Raw genomic sequence first — 22,840 nt, forward strand, 5'->3', positions numbered from 1 at the left:
GGTGCTGGCAAGGACCCGGCTGCGCCGGCCCCTACCTGCCCGCCGGACACGCCTACACCCCCTCCAGCGAGCCTGGAGCGCCGCTGGGGTGGCCCATCGTCGCGTGCCCGGACCACGGAGGCGACATGGAGCGCTTCCATGTCCAGCTCATGGGCAATGACGACCCGCGCCCGGGTATGTGGGGTGTGCGGGACCGCGACCGCTGGGCGGAGGCGGGAGGCGAACCCGACTACTACCCGGACCGGTACGGGGCAGAGCAGGCCCGGCACCGGCTGCGGGCGATGCACCGCGTCGCCTGACGAAGAGCTGCCGCGCGCACCACGGAAAGGGTCGCGCGGCACCCGCAGCGGACTACTTGACGGACTCTTGGCCGAGCCGTCAGGGGCGGACCCGCTGCGGACATGGCCGGCGGGTTTGCCGACTGCCGGCCGTCAGCGTCCCGCCTCAGTGTCGATGTCCTGAGGCGGGACCCGCAGGGCCCCGGAGCGCTTGGCGGTGTCTCCCGGGGCCCTGTGCCGTGTGCGGGGCTTAGGCGTTGGCCTCGAACACCGCCGTGACCGGGGCGTGGTCGGACCAGCGCGCAGCCGCGCTGACCGGCCGCTCTACATAGGCGTTCACGCAGCGGGTAGCGATACCAGGCGATGTGCAGATTGCGTCGATGCGCCAGCCGGCGTCGTTGTCGAAGGCGCGGCCGCGGTAGGACCACCAGGAGTAGGGGCCGTCCTGGTCGGGGTGGTGGTGGCGCAGGACGTCCACGTAGCCGTGGTCGTCGAGGACGCGGGAGAACCAGGCGCGCTCCTCGGGGAGGAAGCCGGCCTTCTTCCGGTTGGCCTTCCAGTTGCGCAGGTCGGCCTCGCGGTGGGCGATGTTCCAGTCGCCGCAGACCACCACCTCGCGGCCCTCCGCCGCCGCGCGGGCCCGCAGCTCGCCGAGGTGGAGCAGGAACTCGGCCATGAAGCGCTCCTTCTCGTCCTGCCGCGCGGTGCCCACCTCGCCGGAGGGGAGGTACAGCGAGGCGACCGTCAGACCGGGCAGGTCGAGCTCGGCGTAGCGGCCGGAGGAGTCGAACTCGGCGGACCCGAAGCCGATCCGGGTGGCCTCGGGCGCACGGCGGGAGAGCACCGCCACCCCGGCCCGCCCCTTGGCCGCGGCGGGGGCCCAGACGCCGTGCCACCCGTCGAGCCGAGCCAGCACGTCGTCGAACTGCCCGGCCTCGGCGCGCACCTCCTGGAGGCAGACCACCTCGGACTCGGTGCCGTCGATCCACTCCAGGAAGCCCTTCTTGGCGGCCGCCCGGATTCCGTTGACGTTGACTGTCGTGATGATGCTGTGCACGGAGCGAGGGTACCGGTCGGCTCCGACAGCCCGGCATTCCGGGCGAACCGGTGGGCCATACCGGGTCGGCGGGCGATCCGCAAGGAAGACCTCCCATTGGTCTTGACCATCTCCCGGGGCACCCCCTACTGTCACTTACTGCAAAGACCTTTAATAAAGAAGGACGGATAAAGCCCGCCTCCCCCACCTGCCGAAACGGGGAGCCGCGGTGGGCCTGTCGTCCCTCAGGGTGGAGGACACGGTGGGGCAAGGAACGCTCGCGGCGGTGGCGGAGCCGAAGTACTGGCACCTGCGCACGGTGCTGCTGCGCACCATGGACACCGAGTTCTCCACCGGCCAGGTGCTGCCCAACGAGCGGGAGCTCTCGGCGCGCTTCGGCGTGGCCCGGGCCACCCTCCGGCAGGCCCTGGACCAGCTGGAGCTGGAGGGCCGTCTGGTCCGCCGCCGCGGCATCGGCACGCTGATCGCCGCCCCGCGGGTGGGCATCCCGGTCGGCGGGCGCGAGTCCGGCCGCCCCGGCGCCGCCCGCGACGGGCAGGAGTGGACGGTGGTGGACTGCACCACCGGCCCCGCCACCGCCGCGCTGGCCCGCACCCTGGGCCTGGCCGAGGGCGACCAGGTGCACACCGTGCGCCGCCTGCGGACCGTCCAGGGCGTGACGGTCGCCGCCGAGTCGCTGCACGTGCCCTCCGCCGCGCTGCCGCACCTGGCCGTGGTGGTGAAGGGCGGCGACCGGGCCCGCGGCGTGCTGCGCCAGCTGGAGCGGATCGGCGTCGACGGCGAGTCCCGCTCGGTGGAACTGGGCGTCGCGGAGGCCGCCGAGGCCGCGCTGCTGGAGCGCCCCCCGGGCACTCCGGTACTGGTGGTCACCACGCAGTACGTGACGGCCGGCCGGCTGGTCGCGGTCGGGATCTCCACCTACCGGGCCGACACCTGCAAGCTGACCTTCGGCGAGTCCGGCGCGGCCGTCCAGGTCACCTCCGCCGTCCCGGTCGCCGCCGCCGTCTCCTGAGGCCGGGCCCGGTACCCGCCGCCCGCCACCGTCCCTGACGGACCGTCAGGTCGCCTTGTCGGTGGCCGCCGTTACGCTCCTGCTCACTGACGACCGGTGAAACAGGGGAGCGGCGCCACGATGGATCAGACGGACGAGGCGGACCAGGCAAGCCACGGCAGGGCGCTCACCGAGCGGGCGGTCGCCGCCGTGCGGGAGGACCCGGGCCGTCAGGTGCTCGACTACCACCGGTTCGCCGGCCCGTGGGTCGAGGGCGCCCTCCGGCCGCGCCCCGAGCTGACGGCCTTCCCCAGCGGCCACCCGCTGCCGCCCAGTCTGCGCACCTGGCTGGCGTACGACAGCGGCATGCTGGCGCGCCACGACTGGTTCGACGAGGACGGCGCCCTCGCGCCGCGCACCCTGGGCGAGATCGCCGTCGAGGAGTACGGCGAGCCGTGGGGCTCCTGCTTCGAGCCGTTCTCGGAGCGGTTCGGCGAGTGCTTCCTGCTGCCCGGCGGCTCCGACTCCCGCCGGGTGCTGTCCGTCGGCCCGCAGGGCGAGCGCGACGGGATCGGCGAGTACCCGGTGTTCGCGCTGGACGTCGACGACCTGCCGTACGCGGTGCTGATGTACCCGGGTTTCGACGTCTACCTCGCCGAGACCGCGGGCGTGCTGCCGCCCGACGACCGCCCCGGCTACGACTCGCTCAAGCACGACCCCCGGTACGCGCGGCGGATGCGGGCGCACGCCCGGGCGCGGCTCGGCGGTGCGTACGACCTGCTCTGCCTGCCGTAGCGGGCGCCCCGCGGGCGCCGAGGGCGGCGGCTACCGCGCGGTGGGCGGGTCGACGGCGAACAGCTGCTCCTCGACGTGGTCGAGGGCGACCCGCAGCGCGCCCATCGCGACCACCTCGGAGCCGAGCGCGGCGAGCGCCACCTCGGGGGAGCGCAGCGTGTAGCGGGCGAGCTGTTCGCGCAGCGGCTCCAGGACGCCGTCCAGCCCGGCCGCCCAGCCGCCGACCACGACGAGTTCGGGGTCGAGGGCGAGGACCAGCGCGGTGACGTCGTGCACCAGGCGGCTCAGGAAGCGGTCCATGGCGATCTGCGAGACCTGGTCGCCCTCCCGGGCCAGTCGCAGCACCCGGGCCACGGCGGCCTCGTCCAGCGGGTCGAGCGGCTTGCCGGTGGTGGACAACAGCCGTTCGGGGGTGGCCTGTTGGCCGAGCAGGTGGAGCGCGCCGATCTCGCCGGCCGCGCCGCCGTGGCCGCGGTGCAGCCGCCCGCCGATCAGCGAGCCGGCGCCGGGGCTGAGCCCGGCCATCACGAACACCACGTCGCCCTTGCCGACCGCCGCGCCCTTCCAGTGCTCGGCGATGGCGGCCAGGTTGGCGTCGTTCTCGATCACCACGGGGCAGCGGAAGGAGCGGCGCAGCCGGGCCCCGAGGTCGAGACCGGTCCAGCCGGGCATCGCGGTGCCGAGCCGGATGGTGCCGTCCCGGTCGACGATGCCGGGGGTGCCGACGGCGACCTCCCACAGGCTGTCGCGGGAGACCCCGGCCTTGCGCAGCACCTCGCCGACGGTGGTGCGGACCAGGGCGAGCCGCTCCTCGGCCTCCACCGACTCGTCCACCGTCCGGGAGTGGCTGGTCAGCACCTCGCCGGCCAGGTCGGCGAGGACGACCCGCAGGTCGTGGACGCCGATCTCGATGCCGAGCACGTGCCCGGCCTCGGCGCGGAACCGGAACCAGCGGGCCGGGCGGCCGCGCTGACGGCCCGACTCCTGGACGTGCTCGACCTCGGCGACCAGCCCGGACTCCAGCAGCCCTCGATCACGCCCTCGACGGTGGGCCTGGACAGGCCGGTGTCGCCGACGAGCTGGGTCAGCGTGACGGCCTGTCCGTCGCGCAACGACCGCAGGGTGACCGCCGCGTTGATGCGCCGCAGCAGTGAGGAGTCCCCTCCGGTGAGCCGGTCCGTCAAATCGCTGCCCTTCCGCTTCGCGCGACTGCCCTGGCGCGCGGTGACGTGGAGCGCGGCATCGCCCGTCCGACCGTGGTGAGGCCGTCGCGGGCCCGCGCGGAGCCGCCGCCCGCGGCCTGGCACTTGTGGGGTGCACCGGACGGGGCGTCTGCCCGGATCGTACTCGGGCGGCCCCGCGCGGGGCGAGCGTTTCCGCAGCTCATAACGGCTTCGGTATCGAAACGGTACGTCGTCCGTGATCACGGGGTGACCCGCCGTCGGCGCGGCGGAAGACCGGTGGGAGACGGGAGGCGGACGGGAGGGGCAGGGAGAGACGGGGGAGGAGAGGGGGAGTGGGCGGGGCGGATGCCGGGCGGGCGGCGGGGTGCCGCGGACGCCCTAAGCTTCCGCCCATGGGGAACGACACTGCCGCAGCGCACCCGCCCGTGCACCCGACCGTGCACCCGCCCGTGCGCCCGGTCGCCGGGGAAGACGCCGAGTTCGTCCGCGCCCACACCAGTCCCGGGCCGGTGCCGTTCGTGCCCGAGGTGCGGCTGCGGATGGCGGGGGACGCCATCGAGCTGTGGGAGACCACCGAGCGGGCGCGCGGACGGGAGGGGCTGCCGCCGCCGTTCTGGGCGTTCCCCTGGGCGGGCGGGGTGGCGGTGGCCCGGTACGTCCTGGACCATCCCGAACTGGTGCGCGGACGCCGGGTGTTGGACCTGGCGGCGGGCTCCGGCCTGGTCGGCGTCGCGGCGGCGCTGAGCGGCGCGGCCGGGGTGCGGGCGGCGGAGATCGACGCCTACGCGGTGGCCTCGATCGAGGTGAACGCGCAGCTCAACGACGTCGCGGTGACGGCCGAACTGGCCGACGTGCTGGACGGTGACGGCGCGCCGGACGAGGTGGTGCTGGCGGGCGACGTGTTCTACGAGCGGACGATGGCGGCCCGCTTCCTGCCGTTCCTGGAACGGGCCGCCGCCCGGGGCGCGACCGTGGTGGTCGGCGACCCGGGGCGGGCCTACCTGCCGCGCGGGCGCTTCAGCGCGCTCGCCGAGTACACCGTCCCGGTCGCCGCCGACCTGGAGGACGCGGCCGAGAAGTCCACCACGGTGTGGGCGCTGCGCGGCTGACCCGGCGCCAGGCCCCAGCGGGGCGGGGAGGGCGAACCCGTTGGCGGGCGGCCGGGCGGGGCTGGTAGGAACGGGGGCATGAGCGAGTACGAACTGCGGGCCGCCCGCCCCGAGGACATCGACGCGGTGCTGGCGTTCTGGGCCGAGTCCGCCGAGGGCACCAGCATCAGCGACGACCGGGCGGGCGTCGCCCGGCTGCTGGAACGCGACCCGCAGGCCCTGCTCCTGGCCGAGCACGAGGGCGCGATCCTCGGCACGGTGATCGCCGGGTGGGACGGCTGGCGCTGCCACCTCTATCGGCTGGCCGTCCACCCCGCCGCCCGCCGCCGGGGCATCGGCACCGCCCTGCTCGACGCCGCGCACGCCCGCTTCGCGCAGGCCGGCGGCCGCCGGGCCGACGCGATGGTGCTGGAGCACAACGCGCTCGGCCGAGCCGCCTGGGAGGCCGCCGGCTACGGGCGCGAGGACCAGTGGCGCCGCTGGACCAGGCCGCTGGACGGCGACCCCGCCGCGTCCTGACTCCTGACGCGCCGCCGGAGCGGGCGCGCCGGGGAGTGCCGGGGGGTGTCGGGGGAGTGCCGAGAGGGTCGCCGGGGCCTCAGGGGAGGATCGGGCGGATCGGGAGGATCGGGCGGATCGGGAGGATCGGGCGGATCATCGCCGTCAGCTCCGGGGAGAGCGGCGTCGAGCGCTGGGAGTTGAACCTGCGGTAGCCCCAGCTCTCGTACCGCCGGAGCACCTTGCCCTCGCCCGCCAGCGGGTTGACCATCAGGGCGGCGCGCTGCTCCGGGCGGTCGGCGAGCAGGGCGTCGTGGATCAGGCGGGCCGTTCCGGTGCCCCGCCAGGGGGCCCGGACGCCGATCTCCCGGAGGGCCAGCACCGGGGTCGCGGTGAAGTCCGCGGGCAGCGGCTCGGCCAGGCGCTGCCAGTAGCCGTCCGAGGGTCCGACGGTGGTGCCGTAGGCGTAGCCGATCGCGCCGCCCCCGTTCCCGCCCCCGCCCTCGCCGGGGGCGGCCACGGCCAGGACGAGGGTGAAGCCCGGGGTGGTGGCGTGCTGGTCGAGGCGGTCGGCGAAGGCCCGGACCCGGTAGTTCGGGTGGTCCAGCAGCGGTGCCCGGACGTCCGCGTACACGTCCAGCAGCGTCCGCCGGACGTTCGGCGCGAGGGCGGTGAATCGGTGCAGGTCGACGGCCACGCGGGCTCCTCCGGACGTCGGGGGCGTACCGGGCCCGGGGTCGGTGCGGGCCCTGCCGGGAGTCTTCCGCACCGAACGGCGGCGGCGGACCCCGGGCACCCCGCCCCGGCCCGCCGCCCGCCCGTCGGCCGGGTACCCCGCCATGGCCCGCCGCCCGCCCGTCGGCCGGGCCCGGCCCGAGCGCCGCTGCGTCACTCGAAGGCCGCCGCCGCCTCCCGCAGGGCCCGGACCATCGTCTCCGGGGCGTACGGCGCGGCCGGGCCCGGCAGGTAGGTCACCGAGCGCAGCGCGCCGGTGTAGCGGAAGGAACGGTGGCGCTCCCAGAGCGGCCAGGACACCGGGGACTTGCGGTCGACGCCGACGCTGATGCCCTGGAACGGGCCATCCCGATCAGCTGGTGCACCGGGCCGAGCGTGCCCGTCACCGCGCCGTCCACCCGCACCTCGAAGTGCCACTTCAGCTCGGCCACCGCCGTCGCCTCCAGCGCCACCAGGTGTGCCCCGGGCGGGAGTTCGCCCGCGTCGGCCTCGAACAGCTCGCCGTACTGGTTGTACGCCAGGCGCAGCCGCCCGTCCTCCACGTACAGGCTGTAGCCGCCGCCCTGGTCGCCGTGCGAGACCAGCACGCCCTGGTCGTCCGCGCCGTGCCGGTCGAGCGCCACCTCGGCGGTGAAGGAGCGGAACGCCACCAGCCGGGAGGAGCGGTAGCGCTCCAGCTCCGGGGTGCCGGCCAGCAGCGTCACCGGGCGGCGCAGCGCCTCGTCCTCCGGGTGGCGCAGGGCGAACGCGCCGGAGGCGTCGGCCAGCGGGAAGACCCCGTTGCGCCAGGCCGCGTCCTCCCACGCTTGCGCCAACTCCTTGACCAGCTCCGGGCGTTCGGCCGACAGGTCGTGGATCTCGGTCGGGTCGGTGCGCAGGTCGTACAGCGCCCACTCGCCGTCGTCGTAGGGCGCGCCCGGCCGGTGCAGGGTCACCAGCTTCCAGCCGTCGCGGTAGTACGAGCGGTTGCCGGTCATCTCGCAGTACTGCTCGTGGTGGGTGGACGGCGCGTCGGCGGTCCGCAGCACGGAGGCGAACGACACCCCGTCCAGCTCCTGCACCGGCACCCCGCCGCGCTCCACCGGCCGCTCCACGCCCGCGAGTTCGAGCAGCGTGGGCAGCAGGTCGGTGACGTACTGGTACTGGCCGCGCACCCCGTCGTCGCCCGCCGCGCGCGGCAGCCCGGCCGGCCAGGACAGCACGAACGGGACGCGCACGCCGCCCGCGTGGGTCTGGCCCTTGTACAGCCGGAACGGCGTGTTGGAGACCATGCCCCAGCCGCGCGGGTAGTGCACCAGCGACTGCGGGCCGCCGATCAGGTCGATCTCCCGCTGCACGTCCGGGTTCCAGTCGGCGGGCAGGTTCGGGTGGTAGACGAAGCGGCTGAAGTAGCTGCGGGTGCCCTCCGCGCCGCCCTCGCCGGTGCCGCCGTTGTCGGAGGTGAACACCACGATGGTGTTGTCGAGTTCGCCGAGCTGCGCCAGCACGTCGGTCAGCCGGCCCAGGTTCTGGTCGACGTTGTCGACCATCGCGGCGTAGACCTCCATGTAGCGGGCGTACAATTTCCGCTGCACCTCGTCGAGTTCGTCCCACGCCCCGACTTCGTACCCGGCCTCGCCGTTGCGCTGCGGCAGCTCGGTGCCGGGCGGGAAGTGCCCGGCCGCCAGCTGGCGGGCGAAGCGCCGCTGCCGCAGCTCGTCCCAGCCGTCGTCGTAGCGGCCCCGGTGCCGGGCCAGGTCCTCCGGCTTGGCCTGGAGCGGGCCGTGCACCGCGTTGTGCGCCAGGTAGAGGAGGAACGGCTTGTCGGGGTCGTGCGCGCGCAGCGACTTGACCATGCCGATCGCCCGGTCGGTGATGTCGTCGGTGTAGTAGTAGCCGTCCGGGAACTCGTCGATGTCCAGCGGCGAGTTGTCGCACACCAGCTGGTGCGGGTGGAACAGGCTGGTCAGGCCCTCCAGCACCCCGTAGTACTGGTCGAAGCCCTTCTGGAGCGGCCAGTTGGCGCGGTCGTCGGCCGCCGAGGAGGCGGAGTCCCGGGTCAGGTGCCACTTGCCGACCGCGTACGTCGCGTACCCGGCGTCGTGCAGGGTCTGCGCCAGGGTCGGGATGTCGCCCGCGATCTCCATCCCGTACCCGGGGAAGCCCGGGTCGGCGTTGGCCACGAACGAGTACCCCACCCGGTGTGGGTTCAGGCCGGTCAGCAGGGCCGCCCGGGCGGGCGAGCACAGCGGCATGGTGTGGTAGTTGGCGAGCTTGACGCCGCGCGCGGCCAGGCCGTCCAGGGTCGGCGTCGGCACCTCCGAGCCGAACGGCCCGATGTCGCTGTAGCCCAGGTCGTCGACCAGCACCACCACCACGTTCGGCGCGCCCTCGCGCGGGCGCACCCGGCGCGGCCAGGACGGCACCGACGCGCCGAACGTCCGCCCGACCCGGCCGGGGAAGCCCGCGTAGGGGTCGCGGCGGTGTCCGGTGCCGGGGCTCGCGTCCTCGGTCGCGTTCCGGTTCGTGTCGCTCACAGCAGGCTCCCGGAGGTAGGGGTGGGCAGGGCCGGGACGGCCGCCAACAGTTCGGCGGTGTAAGGGTGTTCGGGCGCGGTGACGACCCGGTCGGCCGGGCCGCTCTCCACGATCCGGCCGCGGTGCAGCACCGCGATCCGGTGGCTGACCTGCCGCACCACCGCCAGGTCGTGCGCGATGAACAGCACCGCCAGCCCCAACTCCCGTTGCAGGCGCGCCAGCAGCTTGATCACCTGGGCCTGGATCGACACGTCCAGCGCGGAGACCGGCTCGTCGCACACCAGGACGCTCGGCTCCGGGGCCAGCGCCCGCGCGATGCCGATCCGCTGCCGCTGCCCGCCGGAGAACTCGCGCGGCGACCGGGCCGCCGCCGACGCCTCCAGGCCCACCTGCTCCAGCAGTTCGGCCACCCTGGCCTGCCGCTGCGCCCGGTCGCCGATCCGGTGCGCGATCAGCGGCTCGGCGATGATCCGGCCCACCGTCAGCCGCGGGTTCAGCGAGGCGTACGGGTCCTGGAAGACCATCTGGATCTCCCGGCGGGCCCGCCGGCCGTCCAGCGGCTGCCCGGCGAAGCTGATGCCGCCCGCGTCGGGCGCGTGCGCGCCCACCAGGGCCCGGGCCAGCGTGGACTTCCCCGACCCGGACTCGCCGACCAGGCCCAGCGTCTCGCCGGGGTGCAGCTCCAGGTCGACGGACTCCAGCGCCGCCGTCCGCCGCCGCCGCGGACCGTACCCCTTCGCCAACCCGTGCACCACCAGCAGCGGTTCGGCGCCGGGCGTGCTGTTCGCGGCGGCCCGGGACGGTGCGTCCAGCCGTGGCACCGCCGCCAACAGGGTCTTGGTGTAGGGGTGCTGAGGTGCCGTCAGAAGCCGTTCGACGGTGCCCTGTTCGACCACCTCGCCGTCGCGCATCACCAGCAGCCGGGAGCAGGTCTCGGCGATCACGCCCAGGTCGTGGCTGATCACCACCAGTGCGGTGCCGCGCTCCCGGTTGATCCGGGCCAGCAGGCGCAGGATCTGCCGCTGCACGGTCGGGTCCAGCGCGGTGGTCGGCTCGTCCGCGACCAGCACCTGGGCGTCGTGCGCCAGCGCCAGGGCGATCATGATGCGCTGGCGCTGGCCGCCGGAGAACCGGTGCGGGAAGTCGCCCAGCCGGGACGCCGCCTTCGGCACCCCCACCAGCTCCAGCAACTCCACCGCCCGCGCGGCCCGTTCGGCCTTCGACCGGCGCCCGCCGTGCGCCCGCAGCGCCTCGTCCAGCTGGCGGCCCACCGAGAGCACCGGGTTCAGCGAGGACATCGGGTCCTGGAAGATCATCGCGATCCGCCGGCCGCGCACCGCCCGCAGCGCCTCCTCCGGCAGCCCGGCCAGGTCCTGCCCGTCCAGCTCCACCGCCCCGCCGGTGATCAGGCCCCCGGCGGGCAGCATCCGCAGCAGCGCCAGCGCGGTCGTCGACTTGCCCGACCCGGACTCGCCGACGATCCCCAGGCTCTCCCCGGCCCCCAGGGCGAAGTCCACCCCGCGCACCGCCGGCCGCCCCCCGAACGCCACGTGCAGTCCGCGCACCCGCAGCAACGCGCCGGTGGGGGAGAGGGGTCGGTCCGCCAGCGGCGGGCGGTCGATCAATTCGGTCATCGTACGGCCCTCCGGGTCGGGTCGGCTTCCCGTGCTCATGTGCGCGCCCCCCGGTTCAGGGCCTCGGCCAGCAGGGTGAAGCCGAGGACGAGGGCGGTGGTGACGGCCAGCGGGGCGGCGGCCAGCAGCGGGTTCGTGTCCAGGTAGGCGACCGAGCCGCTGATCAGGCTGCCCAGGGTGGGCTCCGGCGGGCGGACGCCCAGGCCGAGGAAGCTGAGCGCGCCCTCGATGAAGACGCCCACCGACAGGGCGACCGCGCCCTGCACGATCAGCGGATCGACCGCGTTCGGCAGCACGTGCCGCAGCAGCACCCGGGCCCGGCCCGCGCCGCCGACCCGGGCGGCCAGCGCGTACTCGCGCTCCCGCTGCACCAGTACGCCCGCCCGCAACTGCCGTCCGAAGTACGGCACTTCGGCCAGCGCGATGATGATCACCACCGGCCAGCGGCCCGGCCCGAGGATCGCCGTCACCGCCAGGCCGAGGATCAGCCCGGGAAAGGACAGCACCAGGTCGAACAGCCGCTGCACCACCAGGTCGGCGGTCCGCGAGGTGGCCGCCAGCAGGGCCAGCCCCGCACCGGTCAGCGCGCCCGCCGGAACGGCCGTCAGGATGATCGACAGGTCGGTCAGGATGCCGTGCAGGAGCCGGCTGAGCAGGTCCCGCCCGATGTCGTCGGTGCCCAGCGGGTGCGCGCCGCTCGGGCCGGCCAGCGCCTGCGGGCCCTGCGCGTCCGGGTCGGCGCCGGCCAGCAGCGGCGCCAGCAGCCCGGCCAGCGCCACCGTCCCGACCAGCACCAGCCCGCTGACGCCCCGCCAGGTCAGCAGCCCGGCGACGTAGCGGTTGCGCGAACGGGCAACCAGGGGAAAGGAGATCGTGGTCATCGTGTCGTCACTCCCACCGCACGCGCGGGTCGAGCCAGGAGTACAGCAGGTCGGTGAGCAGTTGCACGGCCACGTACCCGGCGACCACCAGCAGCAGCAGGTCCTGCACCACCGGGTAGTCACGGCGCTGCACGCCCTGCTCGATCAGCTGGCCGAGGCCCGGCCAGGCGAAGATCCGCTCCACCACCACCGCGCCCGCGACCAGCTGGCCGATCTGTAGGCCCAGCACGGTGACCGCGGCGGGCAGCGCGTTCGGCAGCGCGTGCCGCCACAGGACGCGGCGGCGCGGCACCCCCAGCGCCGTCGCGGTGCGCACGTAGTCCTCGCCGAGCGCCCGCTCCAGCCCGTCCTGCAGGTACCGGGCCAGGATCGCCGCGCTCGGCAGCGCCAGGCACAGCGCGGGCAGCGCCAGGTACTGCACCGCCAGGTCCGGCGCGTCGAACAGCGAGGCGTACCCGCCGGCCGGCAGCAGGCCAAGGCCCACCGCGAACACCAACACCAGCACCACGCCGGTGACGAACGGCGGCACCGCCAGCGCCCCCGTGGTCAGCGCCCGCAGCGCCCCCGCCGGCGCCCGCCGCCGCGCCGACACCGCGTACAGCGCCGTCGGTACGGCCAGCACCACCACCAGCAGCAGCGCCGCCAGGGTGAGCTGGACGGTCGAGGCCAGGCCGTCCCCGATCAGCTCGGAGACCTGCCCGCCGATCGCGTAGCTCGGCCCCAGGTCGCCGGTCAGCACCTGCCCCAGCCAGTGCAGGTACTGCGAGAGCAGCGGCGCGTCCAGCCCCAGCCGCTCCCGGATCGCCGCGATCACGGCCGGCGAGGCGTCCGGCCCCGCCAGCGTGGTCGCCGGGTCGCCCGGGATCAGCCGCAGCATCAGGAAGACCGTGAACGAGGCGGCCACCAGCACCGCCACCCCGCTCGGCAGCCGTTTGAACAGGAAGGTCCGCACCGCTCAGCCCGCCAGGTACGCGTCGTCGAGGTTCAGGTACGAGTACTTGTTCAGCGTCACCCCGCGCACCTGCGCGGCCGCGACCTCCACCAGCCCGGCGATCGCCAGGTCGATGATGAACTGCTCCTCCAGCAGGATGTCCGTCACCTGCTGGTAGAGCGCCTTCGCCTCCGGGCTGTCCGCGTCCGAGCGGTTCCACGCCTTCTGCACCGCCTCGGTGTACGCCGGGGAGGAGAACTTCGAGGTGTTCTTCGCCTCGTTGAACGGGTACGCGCTGACCGCCAGCGTCGCCGGGTGCGCCTGCGAGAAGCTGTGGCTGAGCGTCCACAGCGCCGGCATCGACTGCGAGATCAGCTGCTTCTGCATGGTCGGCGAGTCCACCGGCTGCAACTGCACGTCGATGCCGACCTGCTTGAGGTCGTACTGCAGGATCTGCGCCACCGCCGTCGACCCGGCGTCCGACTGGTGCGCCAGCGGCAGCGACAGCGAGGTCACCCCGGCCTCGGCCAGCAGCGCCTTCGCCTTCTCCGGGTCGTGGTGGTACCGGTTCGCGTCCTGCTCCCGGTAGGCCGGCGAGGACTTCGGCCACGGCACCGAGGAGACCGTCGCGTACCCGCCCAGCGCCTGCTGCACCAGCCGGTCCCGGTCGATCGCCCAGGCGATGGCCTGCCGCACCCGCCTGTCCTGCACCTCCGGGAAGGACAGGTTCGCGCCGATGTAGAACGCGCCCGCCCCGGTGTCGTACTGGGTGATCCGGAAGCGCTTGTCGTCCTTCAGCGTCGCCACGTCCTTGCCGCGGACCGCGTACGACAGGTGGGTCTGGCCGGTCTTCACCGAGGACAGCAGCGTCTCCGCCTGCGGGATCACCTTGATCTCCACCCCGTCCAGGTACGGCCGGCCCGGGTTCCAGTACTTCTCGTTGCGGGCGAAGCTCAGCGAGGACCCCGGCTTGCGGTCGGTGAAGGTGAACGGGCCGGTGCCGATCAGCCTGGTGCCCGCGACGGCGTCCTCGACGGACTCCGAATCCGGGATGATCATGAACTCGAAGAGGTCGAACAGGTTGGACACCTGGTGCGCCAGCACCAGCGTCAGCTCGAAGTCCCCGTTCTTCCGGAAGTCCGCCACGGTCAGCGCCGTCGAACGCAACTGCGCCGAACGCACCGGGTTCTGCAGGTTCTTGATCGCGAACACCACGTCGTCCGCGGTGAACCGGCGCCCGCTGTGGAACGCCACGTCCTCGCGCAGCTTCAGCGTCACGCTCAGACCGTCCGCCGCCACCTCCCAGCTCTTCGCCAACTCCGGCTGCGGGCGCAGCTGTTCGTCGTAACGGGTGAGCGTGTTGAACACCAGCCGCTGCAACAGCGAGTTGGCGCTCTGCGCGAACAGCAGCGCCGGCGTGAAGTCGACCCCGACACCCACCGTCAGCACCCCGCCCCGGCGCGGCGAGGCCGCGTCCGACGCCGCCGCCGCGTCCGTCCCGGACGAGGCGTCCGCCGCCGAGCGGCACGCCGACAGCGCCAGCAGACCGGTGCCCGCCAGGGCGCTGCGCAGCAGCGCCCGGCGCGAGATCGCGGAGAGGGGGAGCGGGCCACCGGAGCCGGCGGAGAACACGGTCATGGTCAACAGTCCTTCGGGAGAAGCGGGTTCGGGATGGGACGAGGTGGAGCAGGGAGCAGGGAGCAGGGAGCAGGGGGTGCGGGGGAAAGGGGGGTGTCGGGTGGGCGGGTCCGGCGGGTCCGGCGGCTCAGAGGCCCGGCAGCGGACGGGCGTACAGCTCGCCCAGCACCGGCGCGCAGGCCGCCACCGCCAGCGCGTCCGCACCGAAGCGCTGCGCGACCAGGAGGTCGGCGTCCCGGTGCAGGTGCGAGCGGAGCGCGAACTCCGCGCGCACCTCGTCCAGGTAGACCGGGTCGGCCAGCGCGAAGGTCTCGGTCAGCACCAGCAGGTCCGGGTTGACCACGTCGGCCAGCAGGGCCAGCGCCCCGCCCACCACCCTGGCCCGCTCCCGCACCAGCGCGTCGGCCCGCCCGTCACCGGCCCGGACCGCCGCCAGCAGCAGCCCCCGGTCCGGCCGGGCGATCACGCCCTGCGCGACCGCCGCCTCGAACAGCGTGTCGTCCGAGGCGGCCACCGACAGGCAGCCGCGGCGACCGCAGTGACATCGCGCCGTGCTGCCCGGCACCGGCAGGTGCCCGCCGTCACCGGTCACCGACGGCGGACCCTGGTGCACCGTCCCGGCCACCGAGATGGACGCGTCCACCACGTGGCCCACGAACAGCTGCACCATCGAGCGCCGGGCCGCCGGATCGCCGAACAGCACCTCCGCCGCCGCCAGTGCCCGGGCGTGGTTGTCCACCCGCACCGGCAGCCCGGTGGCCCGCTCCAGCAGCGCCCGCAACGGCACGTCCCGCCAGCCCAGGGGCTCGTGCCGGACCGTCACCCCGCGCTCGCTGTCCACCGCCCCGCCGGTCACCGCGCCCAGCCCCAGCACCCGGCGGCCGGACTCCACCGGCGCGGCCGCCGCCAGCAGCCGCGGCAGCCGGGCCAGCAGCGCCTTCAGCACCGCCGGTCCGCGCCGCCCGCCGTTCGGCAGCTCCTGCCGGAACAGCACCCGGCCGCGCAGGTCCAGCAGCGCGAACGTGCTGTACGGCAGGCCGATGTGCAGCCCGGCCACCGCCAGCCGCTCCCCGTCCACCTCCAGCGGCAGCTGCGGACGCCCCCGCGAACCCGGTGCCGTGACCGCCAACTCCGGTCGCTCCGCCAGCAGTTCCAGCCGCAGCAGATCCACCACCTGACGTGACACCGCCGCCGGGCTCAGCCCCGTCAACCGGGCCACCCCGCTGCGCGCCACCGGCCCGTGGTCCAGCACCGCCCGCAGCACGGTGGCGGCGTTCGCCTCCCGCCGGTCGTCCCCGGGCCGGAAGGCCGGACGCTCCCCGGCGGTACTGCGGACGGTGCCGTTCACGCGGCGGACTCCTCTGCAACTGCTCTGCTGGAACGGGTCGTTGATCGATAAACGGGGGGCCTGGCCGGACTGGTCGGTCTGGCCGGTCCGGTCGGCCTGGTCGGTCCGGTCAGGAGACCGGGCCGGCCAGCGCCTCCGCCTCCAGCTCGACCGCCGGGACCAGGCCCGCCACCCGCGGCGGGTCGGCCGGCTCCAGCAGGCGGCTCGGCCGACCGTCCACGCCGACCGGCAGGTCCCGTCCAGGGTGATCCGGCGCACCAGGCGCGGCTCGTCGCCGTAGTCGTTCACCGCGTAGTGCTGGGTGGCCCGGTTGTCCCAGATCGCCACGTCGCCGACCTGCCAGTCCCAGCGCACGCTGTTCTCCAGCCGCTCCACGTACCGCTGGAACAGCTCGATCAGCGCCCGGCTGTCCTTGCCCGACACCCCGACGATCTTCTGCGCGAACGACCCCAGCAGCAGGTGCTTCTCACCCGTCACCGGGTGCACCCGCACCAGCGGGTGCTCGGTCTTGAACGCGGTGGACACGAACACCTGCCGGAACAGCTTCGCCACCTCGGCGTTGTCCGCCAACTCCGGTGCCAGCGCCAGGTTCGCGGCGTAGTCGTAGTCGTTGGTGTGCACCGCCCGCAGGCTCTCCGCGAGCGCCTTGAGCGGCGCCGGCAGGTCCTGGTAGGCGGCCGCGGTGTTCGCCCACACCGTGCTGCCGCCCGCCGGCGGCAGCTCCAGCGCCCGCAGGATCGACGCCTTCGGGTACGAGGGCACGAAGGTCACGTCGGTGTGCCAGTTGTTCGCCCGTACGCCCTTGGTGGCGTCCAGCTCGAAGATGTACCGGCCGTCCGCGCTGGGCACCGTCGGGTGGAACACCGGCTGCCCCAACAGCCGTGCGAACGCCTCGTGTTCGGCGTCGTCCAGGTGCTGCTGCCCGCGGAAGAACAGCACCTTGTGCGCGTACAGCGCGGCCTCCAGCGCCGCCACCGTCGCGGCCGGCAGGTCGGCGCCCAGCTTGACGTCGTGGACCACCGCGCCGATCCGCCCCGCGGCCGGGGTCAGCCGCAGCTCGGTGGGCGTGGGCGTGGACGTGGGAGCGGACGTGGGAGCGGGGGCGGACGTGGAAACGGACATGGCGGAACTCCTTCGGTGGGACGGAGGGACGGAGACACGGCGGCGACGGCGACGACGACGGCGGTGACGACGGCCGTGACGACGGTGGCGGGTACGGGTGCCCGCCGCATCAGCCGGACGCGGACGTGGATGTGGACGTGGACGCGGACGTGGGCCCGGCACGGCATCCGGGCAGCCCGAGGGCGCGCCGCCGTACCGGAGAGAAGGGGGGAGAACGGTGAGAGGGGCGTCGTGACTACGCGCGGCAGCGCGGACAACAGCCACCGCGGCACACGGACACCGGGACCGGGCACGACGGACGACAGACGACAACGGCGGTACGCATCGGCCCTCCTTCCGGCTCGCTGCGAGTGGGCTCGGCGCTCATCGTGCTGGGCCGCGACGCCCGCTGTCAATCGCCATCCGCCCAGTTGGGGGCGGGTGTTGCGGAGTATTTCGACATGTTGCGGCGTGGTGACGGCCCCGCGACGAACCCCCGTCCGCCCTTGTCGCCGCGCCCTCGCCCGAGCAAAACTTCCCGAGCGGAAACAACCCGGGGCCGCGGCTCCGGGCCCACCGCGACGGGTCCGGAGCCGCGGCCCCGGGCCACGACTCAGGGACGGCCCGCCGGTGCGACTCGCTCCGGCGGACCGGATCGGCTCAGCCGAGCGTCCAGGTCTGCAGTGCGGTGCCGTTGCCGGTCTGCTGGGTGACGGGCGAGCCGTCCGCCGTGGAGGCGGTGGTGAGCAGCAGTCTGCTCTTGGCCGAGGCGATGGTGTAGCCGCCGGTCACCGGGGTGACGGTCCAGTGCTGGTTGGTGTTGCCGGTGCAGGTCCACTGGATGACGGCCGCGCCCGCGGAGGTGGAGCCGCCGTTGACGTCCATGCAGAGCTGCGAGGTCTGGTTGACCACCGTGTAGGTGCCGTCGCCCTGCCGGGTGAGCCGCCACCGCTGGTTGTTGCCGCCGTGCGCGGTCCAGGTGATCAGCTGGGTGCCCGCGGTGGTGGAACTGCCGGGGACGTCGAGGGACTTGCCGCCGGCGCCGAGGGTGTGGACGCCGTCCGGGGTGCCGGGGGCGGCGGGCCACGGGATGTCGGGCGCGGCGTAGTAGCCGATCCCGGCCGCGGTCCAGCGCGGGCCCTGGGCGGCGAGGCGGGGAGGAACCCGTTCCAGTCGTGGGTGGACTGCGGCGACCAGCCGATCTCGGCGACGGCGGGCAGCCGCGGGAAGGCCATGAAGTCGGTGTACACCGAGGCCGCCGGGAACTGGCCGGTCGAGGTGGGCAAGCTGGTGCTGCCGCGGTAGGCCCGGTCCGCCCACAGGGCCGCCTCGACGCCGAGGACGCTGCCGGCCGGGACCACCGGGGAGGTGCCGTCGGGCTTGGCGGTCGCGGTGGTCGGGTCCCAGCCGTAGGCCCGTTGCGCGGAGACGTAGCCGTCCCAGCTCAGGCCGTACGGCACGGTCGAGTCGTACTTCATGTCGAGGTAGGCGCGGTCACTGGGCGACATGACGAACTTCGCGCCCTGCGCGACGGCGCCGCGCACCTCGGTGATGCTCCTGGACTCGCCGGAGGTGCCGACCGTGGCCCGGTCCGCGGCGTCGCCCCAGAACTGCATGACGCTGCCCGGGGGGAGGGCGGACTGCCCGAGCTGGTGCCAGGCCATCACGGTCTTGCCCCGCGCGGTGACGGCCTGGGTGGCGGCGCTCGCGTACGCGTCGTACTCGGCCGAGGTGGCCTGCGGGGTCTCGTCACCGCCGACGTGGATGTAGGGGCCGGGGGTGAGCTGCGCGACGGCGCCGATCACGGTGGAGAGGAACGCGCCGACACCGGCCACGTGCCGCGCGTCCCTGAGGCAGTACAGGCTGATGCCGACGTCGAAGCCGGAGTACGGTGCGACCGCCCGGTCGTCGCAGTTCAGGTCGGCGACCGAGGCGAGTGCGGCCGAGGTGTGCCCGGGGCCGTCGATCTCGGGGACCACGGTCATGAAGCGGGACGCCGCGTACGCCACGATGTCCTGGTACTGCGCGGTGGTGTAGTACCAGGAGGTGCCGCCGGTGAACCCGCTCTGGGTGGCGGCGCCGACCATGGTCAGACCGGGGAGCGCGCCGATCGCGATCCGCCAGCCCTGGTCGTCGGTCAGATGCAGGTGCAGGGTGTTGAGCTTGTAGGCGGCGGCCTCGTCGATGTACCGCTTGACCTCGTCCACCGCGTAGAACCGGCGCGCGACGTCGAGCATCGCGCCGCGGTAGGAGTAGCGGGGCACGTCGGAGACCTGGACCGGCGCGACGGTCCACGGGCCCGCCTGCACGCTGCCGGACTCCACGGCCGCGGGCAGCAGTTGGCGCAGCGTCTGGACGCCGCGGAAGAGCCCTTCGGCCGTGTGCGCGGTGACGGTCGCGCCGCCAGCACCGGAGGAGAGGGTGTAGCCCTCCTGCCCCAGGGCGGCCGGACCGGTCGGGTCCAGCACGAGGGCCTGGCCCGGGCCCCGCGTGACGCCGGCGACCGGCAGGGCGTACCCGGTGGCGGGGGCGAGCAGGGCGGCCAGGTAGCCGCCCACGCCCACCGAGGCGGGATCGGTGGAGAGCACCGCGATCGGGGTGTGCGCGGTGATCGTGAAGCCGCTGCCGGCCACGGCCGACTCGGACGCCGGCTGCGGCACGATCGGCGGCAGCGCGACCGCGACCGCGGCGGCGGTCTGCGGTGCGACGGCGGTGCCGACGGTGACGGACACCGCGCCGGGCAGCAGCGCGAGGGCGAGGGACACGGCACCGAGGCGGAGGGGACGCCGACGCGGTGGACGGGAGGAAACGCTCACGGAGGATCTCCAAGGCGGGGGAGCGGGGAACCGGGGACGCGGGGGAACCGGGGGACCGGATATCGGCCGGTTGCGCAGGAGCAGTGCCTCTGATCGTTCCTGATCGAAAGTCGGTCATATCAATCAGGTCTGCGCAACGATGGCGGGCGTCCTGATTCCGTGTCAAGGGTGACCGCGACGGTGGACACCCCGGGGCGGGCCCGGCCCGGACGGACGACTCCGAGCTCGCCGGTCGTACCCGGCGAGGGGTCGCAGGGGCGGCCGACCGGCCCTGCGGTTGCGTCAGCCCGCTGCGGTGAGCGCAGCCTTGATCGTCCGGTTCACGCACGGACTCGATCGGCTGCCGGAGCGGCTCGAACAGGTGGGATCAGACCCGGCATCGCCCGCTCCCGGTGCCGGGCCCACCGGTGGGCGCCACGGCACCGGTCCGGGCGAAGTCCTCGGCAGAGCGTCGACACCCGCGCGGCTGCGCTCCGCAGCCGCGCGGGTGTCGGTCTCAGTTGCTACCGGTACTACTGGCCGAGCAGGTGGGCGAAGTCGTTGCCCAGGCCGCCCAGCACCGGCAGGGCGCCCAGGTCGGTGATCGCGCCGACCGGGATGCTGTAACCCTGGTTCGGGACCGGCCCGGCGGCCTCCTCGGCGGCTGCGCCGGTGGGGGCGGCGGCCGAGAGGAGCGCGGCGGCGAGGGCGAGGGCGGGGAGTGCGGTGCGCATGCGGCGTTCCTCGGGCGTGCGGTGACGGGGCAAGGGCTGACGGCCCTTCAACGCGCGACCGGCCGGGACGGTGACGCGAAGCCGCCCGTTCGGAGCAGGGGACGGAGCCGTGGCGGGTGGCGGTACGCCGTCTCGCCCCCTCCCCCTCCCGTCCCGCCGTCAGGGGCGCAGGACCGCCGGGTCCGCGAGCGCCGAGAGAATCCGGGCGAAGGCGTCCTCGCTCTCCGTGGGCCGGAACGTCGCGGGGCGGTGGTCGCACAGGAAACCGTGCGGGACGCCGGGGTAGCAGACCAGGTCGGTGCGGACGCCCGCAGTGGTCAGGCGGGCGGAGATCCGGGCCCACTGCTCGGGCGGGACGACGTGGTCCTCCGCGCCGACCAGGCCGAGCACCGCGGTGCCGTGGGCGGCGAGCGCGGCGGCGCCCTGCTCGGTGAGCGGGGGGCGGTCGTCGGCGAGCGGGGTGGGGCCCTCCAGGGTCCAGCCGGGGTAGCAGGCCGCGACCAGGTCCAGCGGCAGACGCGTCCCGGCCAGCAGGCCCAGGTGGCCGCCGACCGAGAAGCCGACGAACGCCCGGCCCGGGCCCCCGCCGAGGGACGCGCCGACGGCCAGCGCCACCGCCGTGTCGACGGTCACCTGCTCGGCCGTCAGCGTGCCCAGCAACTCGAAGCCGGCGACCCGCCCGGTGTCGTCGTACGGCAGCTCGGCCCGCTCCGCCACCCGCCCGTAGAAGTCCGGCGCGACGGCGGCGTACCCGGCGGCGGCCAGCCGCCCGCACACCTCGCGCACCCACGCCGTCACCCCGAACAGCTCCTGCCCGACCACCACGGTGGCCGCCGGCGGCACCCCCTCGGGCGCGGCCAGGAACACCTCCGGCCCGCCCCCGTCCGGCCGCACCCAACGCCCCGTCACATCTCCCGCGTCCATCCCGCGTCACTTCCCCGTCGCCCTCCGGGGACCCGACCGGGCCCCGCAGGCCCCACGCTACCCGCCACCGCCCGGCCGGAGACCACCCGTCCCGGCCCGCCGCGCCAACTCCCGGACCAGGCCCAGCGGCTGACGACCAGCCTGCGAGCGGGCGACCACACCACCCCCGCGAGCCGGCGGGCCACCGGAAAAGGGGACGAGTACCAGCCGGTCAGACGCCGGCGGGCGGGTGGACGGAGAGCCCTGGCCGGGCCAGCGGACGGGCGCGTTCGTACAGCTCGCGGGCGTGGGCGTTGCGGCGGTGCGGGCCGATCGCGGCGAGCATCGCCCGGTAGCGGTCGTCGGCCCGACCTGACTGGACGTGCGGGTAGTCGTCCAGCGCGCGGTGCCACTCCGTCACCGCCTCCTCCAGTCGGCCTTCCCGGAGCTTCCACTCGGCGAGCATCGCGCGGTGCCGCACCCTGGTCCGGCGGTAAACGGTGGGCCGGAGCTTCTCGGAGAGCTCCATCGCGCGGATCGCGGTGTCGCGGTTGCCGAGCTCGTAGTTGACCTGGGCGACGTGGTAGGCGAGCGAGGACGGGTCGTAGGAGCCGTGGGCCTTGGCCTTCGACTCGGCCTTCTCCATCGCGGTCTCCGCCTCGTGCAGCATCGCCATCGCGCCGCTCGCGTCTCCGGTCCGGGCGCATGCGTGGGCCTGCTGCCCGGCCAGGAACGCGCGCATCCTGGGGCCGGCTTCGGGTGCGGCAGCCGACGCGGCGTCGGCGTACCGCAACGCGGCTGCGCCGTGGCCGAGTTCGACCGCCTGCACGCTCATGCCCCGCAGGGTGGTGCAGTAGGTCAGGTGGTCGCCGGCGGCGCCGGCGAGTTCGAGGGCCTTGGTGTAGTAGCTCTGGCCGAGCAGGTCCAGGCGCTCGTCGACGGCCATGTAGCCGGTCAGGTACAGGTGGTCGGCCGCCGCGGAGAGCATCGCCCGGCGGACCTCGTCGGAGGCGTCGGCCTTCAGGTGCGGGGCGATGTTGTTGACCATGAACGCGGCGGCCATCGGCCGGGCGGTCCGGCCCCCGAACCGGTCGTCGAGTTCGCTGATCCGCTCGGTCATCTGGATCACCGCGTCGACCTCGGCCATGCCGATCCGGGTGTGCGGGTCGGTCCTGATCCGCTCGAACCGCCCGAGGACGTCCTTCCAGCCGGGGATGGTCAGGGCGACCGAGTACAAGCCCGCGCTGAGCACGCCCCTTCGCGATGGGTCCATGTCCATGCTCCCCAAGTCGATCAGTCCCGCCACGGTATCCGGTGCTTCGGGCCGGACGTCCGGCTGATCGGCGAATCCGGCCTCGAACGCGGTGATCGGTCGGCCGAGCCGGCGGGTGAGGGCTTCCAGAACCACGGCCTGGTACTTGGCCATCGGCCGGGTGCCCGACAGCCAGTGCGACACCGCAGACTCGTCGTACCGCAGCTTGATCCCGGCTTCGGTACCGGCCCGGTTGACCGCGCGGGCGAACTCGCCGTTGCTCGACCAGCGGCACTGCGCGATCAGCGCGGCGAGCTTGCCGTTCGGCGTCCGCATCCGTGCTGTCATGCCAGCCCCCGGCGAGGTTTCAAGGGTTTCAAGCGTCCGGGGTGTCTCTACCGTGTTCACGACCGGCGCACACCTGTTGACTCTGTGTCAGGCCGATTGGGTGGGCGGGAGC

The 22,840-nt window shown here is 74.3% G+C and carries 17 protein-coding genes and 3 pseudogenes; 5 read left to right on the top strand and 15 right to left on the bottom strand.

The window, feature by feature from the left end; translation table 11 throughout:
- Positions 1-125: 125 nt before the first annotated feature.
- Entirely contained in the window at positions 126-299 is a 174-nt protein-coding gene (locus tag QMQ26_RS33810) for a hypothetical protein (RefSeq protein WP_282203956.1), read from the top strand.
- 229 nt (positions 300-528) lie between these two features.
- Here QMQ26_RS33810 and QMQ26_RS33815 read toward each other — a convergent pair whose 3' ends face one another.
- Entirely contained in the window at positions 529-1,335 is an 807-nt protein-coding gene (locus QMQ26_RS33815; protein ID WP_282203957.1) for an exodeoxyribonuclease III, read from the bottom strand.
- 241 nt (positions 1,336-1,576) lie between these two features.
- On the opposite strand from QMQ26_RS33815, the gene QMQ26_RS33820 reads away from it, so the two are divergent.
- Together QMQ26_RS33820 and QMQ26_RS33825 are read left to right on the top strand one after the other, a co-directional pair.
- Complete coding sequence (locus QMQ26_RS33820) at positions 1,577-2,347, top strand: GntR family transcriptional regulator (protein WP_404814017.1); 771 nt, start codon at positions 1,577-1,579, stop codon at positions 2,345-2,347.
- 120 nt (positions 2,348-2,467) lie between these two features.
- Positions 2,468-3,121, top strand: coding sequence for a hypothetical protein (locus tag QMQ26_RS33825; RefSeq protein WP_282203958.1), 654 nt, complete (start codon positions 2,468-2,470; stop codon positions 3,119-3,121).
- Positions 3,122-3,151: 30 nt separating this feature from the next.
- On the opposite strand, the pseudogene QMQ26_RS33830 reads toward QMQ26_RS33825, so the two are convergent.
- Positions 3,152-4,305 (bottom strand): annotated as a pseudogene (locus tag QMQ26_RS33830) (ROK family protein).
- 392 nt (positions 4,306-4,697) lie between these two features.
- On the opposite strand from QMQ26_RS33830, the gene QMQ26_RS33835 reads away from it, so the two are divergent.
- Together QMQ26_RS33835 and QMQ26_RS33840 are read left to right on the top strand one after the other, a co-directional pair.
- Positions 4,698-5,414, top strand: coding sequence for a class I SAM-dependent methyltransferase (locus QMQ26_RS33835; RefSeq protein ID WP_282203959.1), 717 nt, complete (start codon positions 4,698-4,700; stop codon positions 5,412-5,414).
- A 78-nt stretch (positions 5,415-5,492) separates the two neighbouring features.
- Positions 5,493-5,933: a GNAT family N-acetyltransferase gene (locus QMQ26_RS33840; RefSeq protein WP_100839002.1), complete on the top strand. Its 441-nt coding sequence runs from the start codon at positions 5,493-5,495 to the stop codon at positions 5,931-5,933.
- Between the two features lie 79 nt (positions 5,934-6,012).
- Here the strand turns inward: QMQ26_RS33840 and QMQ26_RS33845 are convergent, their stop codons facing one another.
- From QMQ26_RS33845 to QMQ26_RS33900, 13 genes and pseudogenes are all read right to left on the bottom strand, one after another.
- Positions 6,013-6,609 (bottom strand): GNAT family N-acetyltransferase, encoded by a 597-nt coding sequence (locus QMQ26_RS33845; RefSeq protein WP_282203960.1) that lies wholly within the window; start codon positions 6,607-6,609, stop codon positions 6,013-6,015.
- A 191-nt stretch (positions 6,610-6,800) separates the two neighbouring features.
- A pseudogene (locus QMQ26_RS33850) lies at positions 6,801-9,163 on the bottom strand (arylsulfatase).
- Positions 9,160-10,797, bottom strand: coding sequence for an ABC transporter ATP-binding protein (locus QMQ26_RS33855; protein WP_282203961.1), 1,638 nt, complete (start codon positions 10,795-10,797; stop codon positions 9,160-9,162). Before QMQ26_RS33855 ends, QMQ26_RS33850 begins: the two are co-directional and overlap by 4 nt.
- Before the next feature lie 35 nt (positions 10,798-10,832).
- Positions 10,833-11,678 carry an ABC transporter permease gene (locus QMQ26_RS33860; protein WP_100838999.1) on the bottom strand — a complete coding sequence of 282 codons (846 nt, stop codon included), beginning with the start codon at positions 11,676-11,678 and terminating at the stop codon, positions 10,833-10,835.
- A 7-nt stretch (positions 11,679-11,685) separates the two neighbouring features.
- Positions 11,686-12,630 (bottom strand): ABC transporter permease, encoded by a 945-nt coding sequence (locus QMQ26_RS33865; RefSeq protein WP_282203962.1) that lies wholly within the window; start codon positions 12,628-12,630, stop codon positions 11,686-11,688.
- A gap of 3 nt (positions 12,631-12,633) precedes the next feature.
- A complete protein-coding gene (locus QMQ26_RS33870; protein ID WP_282203963.1) occupies positions 12,634-14,247 on the bottom strand; it encodes an ABC transporter substrate-binding protein in 1,614 nt (537 codons plus the stop codon).
- A gap of 127 nt (positions 14,248-14,374) precedes the next feature.
- Complete coding sequence (locus tag QMQ26_RS33875) at positions 14,375-15,595, bottom strand: ROK family protein (RefSeq protein ID WP_282203964.1); 1,221 nt, start codon at positions 15,593-15,595, stop codon at positions 14,375-14,377.
- Between the two features lie 109 nt (positions 15,596-15,704).
- Positions 15,705-16,717: pseudogene (locus QMQ26_RS33880) on the bottom strand (TauD/TfdA dioxygenase family protein).
- 639 nt (positions 16,718-17,356) lie between these two features.
- Positions 17,357-17,788: an RICIN domain-containing protein gene (locus QMQ26_RS37640; RefSeq protein ID WP_318552291.1), complete on the bottom strand. Its 432-nt coding sequence runs from the start codon at positions 17,786-17,788 to the stop codon at positions 17,357-17,359.
- Positions 17,680-19,461, bottom strand: coding sequence for a family 20 glycosylhydrolase (locus tag QMQ26_RS33885; protein WP_318552123.1), 1,782 nt, complete (start codon positions 19,459-19,461; stop codon positions 17,680-17,682). The genes QMQ26_RS37640 and QMQ26_RS33885 overlap by 109 nt, the downstream gene beginning before the upstream one ends.
- Positions 19,462-20,024: 563 nt before the next feature.
- On the bottom strand, positions 20,025-20,225 hold the full coding sequence (locus QMQ26_RS33890) for a hypothetical protein (protein WP_282203965.1): 201 nt from the start codon (positions 20,223-20,225) through the stop codon (positions 20,025-20,027).
- A 159-nt stretch (positions 20,226-20,384) separates the two neighbouring features.
- Positions 20,385-21,149 carry a dienelactone hydrolase family protein gene (locus QMQ26_RS33895; protein ID WP_282203966.1) on the bottom strand — a complete coding sequence of 255 codons (765 nt, stop codon included), beginning with the start codon at positions 21,147-21,149 and terminating at the stop codon, positions 20,385-20,387.
- A 211-nt stretch (positions 21,150-21,360) separates the two neighbouring features.
- Positions 21,361-22,728 carry a tetratricopeptide repeat protein gene (locus QMQ26_RS33900; RefSeq protein ID WP_282203967.1) on the bottom strand — a complete coding sequence of 456 codons (1,368 nt, stop codon included), beginning with the start codon at positions 22,726-22,728 and terminating at the stop codon, positions 21,361-21,363.
- Positions 22,729-22,840: the final 112 nt, after the last annotated feature.

This window comes from Kitasatospora fiedleri (assembly GCF_948472415.1).
GTDB lineage: Bacteria > Actinomycetota > Actinomycetes > Streptomycetales > Streptomycetaceae > Kitasatospora > Kitasatospora fiedleri.

Excerpts from the sequence above, each read along its gene's own strand:
- QMQ26_RS33860 (WP_100838999.1), bottom strand. The coding sequence starts at position 11,678 with ATGACCACGATCTCCTTTCCCCTGGTTGCCCGTTCGCGCAACCGCTAC.
- QMQ26_RS33895 (WP_282203966.1), bottom strand. The coding sequence starts at position 21,149 with ATGGACGCGGGAGATGTGACGGGGCGTTGGGTGCGGCCGGACGGGGGC.
- QMQ26_RS33855 (WP_282203961.1), bottom strand. The coding sequence starts at position 10,797 with ATGACCGAATTGATCGACCGCCCGCCGCTGGCGGACCGACCCCTCTCC.
- QMQ26_RS33825 (WP_282203958.1), top strand. The coding sequence starts at position 2,468 with ATGGATCAGACGGACGAGGCGGACCAGGCAAGCCACGGCAGGGCGCTC.
- QMQ26_RS33810 (WP_282203956.1), top strand. The coding sequence starts at position 126 with ATGGAGCGCTTCCATGTCCAGCTCATGGGCAATGACGACCCGCGCCCG.
- QMQ26_RS33900 (WP_282203967.1), bottom strand. The coding sequence starts at position 22,728 with ATGACAGCACGGATGCGGACGCCGAACGGCAAGCTCGCCGCGCTGATC.
- QMQ26_RS33840 (WP_100839002.1), top strand. The coding sequence starts at position 5,493 with ATGAGCGAGTACGAACTGCGGGCCGCCCGCCCCGAGGACATCGACGCG.
- QMQ26_RS33890 (WP_282203965.1), bottom strand. The coding sequence starts at position 20,225 with ATGCGCACCGCACTCCCCGCCCTCGCCCTCGCCGCCGCGCTCCTCTCG.
- QMQ26_RS33835 (WP_282203959.1), top strand. The coding sequence starts at position 4,698 with ATGGGGAACGACACTGCCGCAGCGCACCCGCCCGTGCACCCGACCGTG.
- QMQ26_RS33870 (WP_282203963.1), bottom strand. The coding sequence starts at position 14,247 with ATGACCGTGTTCTCCGCCGGCTCCGGTGGCCCGCTCCCCCTCTCCGCG.